The 1,179-nt window shown below is 48.2% G+C and carries 2 protein-coding genes; one reads left to right on the top strand and one right to left on the bottom strand.

Annotation, left to right across the window (positions count from 1 at the left end; genetic code table 11):
• Positions 1 to 252 (bottom strand): LysR family transcriptional regulator (locus ACTHTS_RS10835; protein WP_440370030.1); only part of this gene is annotated, 252 nt, incomplete at its 3' end.
• 128 nt (positions 253 to 380) lie between these two features.
• Here ACTHTS_RS10835 and ACTHTS_RS10840 point away from each other — a divergent pair.
• Positions 381 to 1,179: aldo/keto reductase (locus tag ACTHTS_RS10840; RefSeq protein WP_440370031.1), on the top strand; the 799-nt coding region annotated here is incomplete at its 3' end.

The raw sequence follows: 1,179 nt of genomic DNA on the forward strand, positions 1-1,179 counted from the left end.
ATTTAATGCATCGACTTCTTGGTTTATGGCTTGATAAAGCGGAGAAAGTTGGTCGAAAAGCTGCTGCCCCGCTTCGGTCAGCGACACATTGCGCGTAGTGCGGTTGAACAAGCGCAGGTTCAGCCGCGTTTCTAAATTTTTCATGCTATGGCTCAACGCCGAAGAAGAAATCCCCAAAAGCTGCCCCGCTTTCACAAAACTCTGCGTTTGTGCGAGTGTCAAAAAATAATTCAGCTCGTTAAAGTTCTGCATTTTCCTGCCCCGTTTTAGCTGATTAGTGAATTTAATTCACGACATCATAAAACTAAACCTAATTTATCTCAATGAAAACACGGGCTAAAATGGCTACACTTTCATGAGAACAAACAGGAGACAATATCATGCAAAACATCACATTAAACAACGGCGTACAAATTCCTGCACTTTGTTTCGGCGTATTCCAAATTCCGCCCGCAGAAACCGAACAGGCCGTGATTGCCGCCATCAAGGCAGGCTATCGTCACATCGACACCGCGCAGGTTTATATGAATGAAACCGAAGTCGGTTTGGGAATTAAAAACAGCGGCGTGGCGCGTGAAGAATTGTTCGTTACCACCAAAATTTGGGCAGAAAATTTCGGCTACGAAGCCGCCAAAGCCTCGTTGGATCGTTCATTGGGCCGTCTGAATTTGGATTACATCGATATGGTGCTGATTCATCAGCCTTACGGCGACAGCTACGGCACATGGCGCGCGCTGGAAGAATATCAGGCAGCCGGCAAAATCCGCGCCATCGGCGTGAGCAATTTTTCGCCCGTGCGCGCGGTGGATTTGGGACTATTCAATAAAGTGATGCCGCAAGCCAATCAGATTGAAATTAATCCGTTCCAACAAAAAACCGAAGCCGTTGCCGCTTTGCAGGCTGAGGGCATCGCCGTGGAAGCATGGGCGCCGTTTGCCGAAGGCAAAAATGATATTTTCCACAACCCTGTATTAAGCAAAATTGGTGCGAAATACGGCAAATCGGTAGCGCAGGTGATTACCCGCTGGCTGGTGGAACGCGACATCATTGTGTTGGCAAAATCCACCAAACCCGAACGTATGGCGGAAAACTTGAACGTCTTTGACTTTGCCCTCAGCGATGAAGACAAAGCTGAAATTGCCAAACTGGACGGCACGTTCGCCGCCATCGTCAATCACG

The organism is Neisseria sp. P0019.S003, from assembly GCF_051957115.1.
In the GTDB taxonomy this organism is placed as follows: domain Bacteria; phylum Pseudomonadota; class Gammaproteobacteria; order Burkholderiales; family Neisseriaceae; genus Neisseria; species Neisseria flavescens_D.